3 protein-coding genes and 2 pseudogenes are annotated in these 2,958 nt (G+C 56.8%); 2 read left to right on the top strand and 3 right to left on the bottom strand.

The window, feature by feature from the left end; translation table 11 throughout:
* The 3 genes and pseudogenes from FS320_RS40940 to FS320_RS40930 all read right to left on the bottom strand — a co-directional run.
* A partial coding sequence (locus tag FS320_RS40940; RefSeq protein ID WP_152718277.1) for a LysR family transcriptional regulator occupies positions 1–139 on the bottom strand: 139 nt, incomplete at its 3' end.
* A 235-nt stretch (positions 140–374) separates the two neighbouring features.
* Positions 375–730 (bottom strand): annotated as a pseudogene (locus tag FS320_RS40935) (polysaccharide deacetylase family protein); the annotation flags it as partial.
* Positions 727–1,359, bottom strand: a complete 633-nt coding sequence (locus FS320_RS40930) for a NodA family N-acyltransferase (protein WP_152718275.1) — start codon at positions 1,357–1,359, stop codon at positions 727–729. The pseudogene FS320_RS40935 and the gene FS320_RS40930, both read right to left, overlap by 4 nt.
* A gap of 1,039 nt (positions 1,360–2,398) precedes the next feature.
* On the opposite strand from FS320_RS40930, the pseudogene FS320_RS40925 reads away from it, so the two are divergent.
* Positions 2,399–2,707, top strand: a pseudogene (locus tag FS320_RS40925) (IS30 family transposase); the annotation flags it as partial.
* Positions 2,708–2,754: 47 nt separating this feature from the next.
* The coding region (locus FS320_RS40920; RefSeq protein WP_162003586.1) for a transposase at positions 2,755–2,958 on the top strand (204 nt) is incomplete at its 3' end.

Here is a 2,958-nt window from a genome sequence, read left to right as displayed (position 1 = left end):
AGGCACGTAACCGCCCGACGGCCGCGCTCATGGCCGGCTGGCTCAGGTTGATGCTGCGTGCCGCCGCCGTGAGGTTACGCTTGGTTATCAGAGCGTCGAGCGCGACGAGGAGATTGAGATCAAGGCCCTTGAAACGCATGTTTTCCTTGTATCCATAGCGTGGATGGGTGCCATCTGAACAATCGATCTACCGCTCTTGCGGAACGATGCGATGCGTCCCTCAAAATACGGCAAGAAGGAGGAAGTTTTTGCCGGCGCTCCCAGGTTCGATGGAGGCAGTCCTGGAAAATAAGCTGCTTGAACTCGGCGAATTCCTTCGAAAGCCCTATGGTCGACGCGATTATCGATGCAGTGAGTACTTCTTAGGTTCAGGTCCCATATGGCGCGCGTCTATAGCGCACCGAGGCCTGTGAGCAGGCCATCCTGATGGCCCCATCCGCCGCAAGTGTTTCACCTTGCACTTCGACGGATCCGCGCCCGGATCGGTCATCGCGTGATTGCCTACCGTGGGCATGTCTAAGATTATTCGCCGGATTAGCTCCGGGTGCTTTGCGGCGTAGGCACCAATGACGAAGAAAGTTGCTGGCGCACGGTGTTTCGCCAGCATATCGGGAATCTGCGGTGTGAAGATTGGATTGGGGCCGTCATCAAATGTTAAATAAACGCTGCGACGGGCGGTAGCATCGGCGCACTCACAGGGCATCTCGGATATGTAATTGAGGTGTTTCATAGCTCCGGCCCGTTCCGATCAATGATCGTACCTGTTGGCCAATCGCTCATCGGCCGCGAAATCGGCAAAACTACAACGAGTACGTCCTCCACGTGCGTGGGCGGCAGGTCGAGATACACATCTGGCTGGGTGGACCGCACGCGGGTCCCCGGCACAATCGTCGCCAGAGCCTGCCGACCGAGCAACCTTGCAATATGGTTCTGCAGCGCGGGCCGAACTGTGCCGAAAGCGAATGGAACGCCAAGCTGATGCAGCACTGGATACATGACGCGAATTGAGTGGCTGATTCCGAGCCCCTCAAGATCCGGGCATACCCCGTACAATCCCAGTTCGGCCACCAGCAGATCGACCCCGCCAACCTTGATGAAGCGCCGCAGTAAACCCAAATGAGCAGCGACACCGCGTGCGTCGTAGCCCATTGCACGAAGCTCGGGCCTCGCTCTTGCCCAACTTCGATTGCCTTCGAATAGCTTCCCATTAAAGGCGCCGGCCGGTTCATAGGTCTTTCGAAAGAACGTGGATAGTTCGGTATGGTCAGCCAGCTGCAACTCATTCTCCCAGCACAGCCTCCACCGCACCTGAGAGCGCCTGGAGAGAACTCCCTTAGAGCTCGATATGGCAATATTCATCGGTGCCTCCTCCGCGCCGGCTGGCATTCGGGAGTGGATTTGATGTACGGGAGCAACTCGCTGTCGCTGAATGGCATGCTCAGGTAGTAGGTCACACAGGCTCGCAGCACCCGCGCCCGGTGGCCATCGCCGAGTCGGCTGGTGAGCAGATTGGTTGGAGTGGCCTTTCCGGATGCGACCCGATGCTCGTATACGTCGAGCCCCATTACCCCGGGCACCTGTAGTTCACAATCGAGCAGGATGTGGTCCGAACGCGGCTGGCTTCCAGGAACCCACCTGCACTCTGGTACAGTTCTGGGATGAAGCCCGCGGAGAAAAGCATGTCCATCAACGCCTCACGTACCGATTGATTGTGATACACGATCGAGATTACACCGAGTGCATGTGCCATCCATACGAGGCCTACCATTGGCTTTCCTGCATCTTTCGCGCGATTTCATTGCAATGGACATAACGCTATGCAATGGACATAACGCTATTTGGCCGTGTCGCAGGAGCATCTGGCACCTGCGATCGGCGACTTCCCAATTCTCATGAAGCTAAGGCAAAGTCGAAGGTTGACTCAATTATACGAGGGTAATCGGCCGATATAAAAAGGATTGGGAAAGCTATACGAAGGTTTATAGGTAGCAAGTGCCTAGGCCGCGTAAGGTACGCTGGTCGTGTCAAGCTGGCGCGATGCAGTTTGGGCAGACCGGAGAAGGTGGTCGTATTGGATATTTGCCTCTGTTGATGATTAACGTATCGCTGAGATTGTTTCACAGAGGCAGAGCAAAGATCGATAGCCATCCTGATACCCGAGTTCTATTCCTCTAAGCTGACGGGTGCTATCCGTCATTTGGTGGAGCTGGCAAAATCCATTGTTTAGATGCCACCCATCCACGCTGTGGATACGGTGCCAAGATTGACCGAGAGAAAGAAGGAAGGCGGATGAGCATCATGGCAGCTGCGGGTCGTAGGTTAGCTCGAGACCGAATATGGCGATGACGGGACCATGCGGGTGTCCCACAAGACAATCTATTAAGAGCCCGGCAAAGATAGCGAGAGCATTGTGAAGGCTCTTGTGCGGCAGGTTCAACGTCTGCCTCAGGGATTAATGGCCTCGCTGACCTGGGATCGCGGGATGGAGCTTGCTTATCACAAGCACTTCAGCGTCGCGACTGACGTTGACGTCTACTTCTGCGATCCCCAGAGCCCGTGGCAGCGGGGAAGCAACGAGAACACCAATGGCTTGCTGCGGCAGTACTTCCCGAAGGGCTCAGACCTGTCCGTGCATAGCCAGGATGATCTCGACCCAATTGCACTCAGACTCAACACTAGGCCAAGGAAACCCTTGGCTTTAGAATGAACCGCGCCGGGATTCCCGGAGGCCCCAACTCCTGAGAGGATGGAGCCATGACAAAGCGAACACCCCCCTATTCACCAGAGGTCCGCGAGCGCGCGGTCCGGATGGTTTTCGAGCATCGGGACGTGTACACCTCCCAGTATGAGGCGATCCTGTCGATTGCGGCCAAGATCGGCTGCTCGCGCGAGACGCTGCGCCACTGGGTGCGGCATGCGGAACGCGACCAGGGCCTTCGGGCTGGGCCGACGGGCGCG

Source organism: Microvirga tunisiensis, from assembly GCF_009296175.1.
In the GTDB taxonomy this organism is placed as follows: Bacteria; Pseudomonadota; Alphaproteobacteria; order Rhizobiales; family Beijerinckiaceae; genus Microvirga; species Microvirga tunisiensis.
This window is presented reverse-complemented; position numbering and strand designations above follow the sequence as displayed.

Excerpts from the sequence above, each read along its gene's own strand:
- FS320_RS40930 (WP_152718275.1), bottom strand. The coding sequence starts at position 1,359 with ATGAATATTGCCATATCGAGCTCTAAGGGAGTTCTCTCCAGGCGCTCT.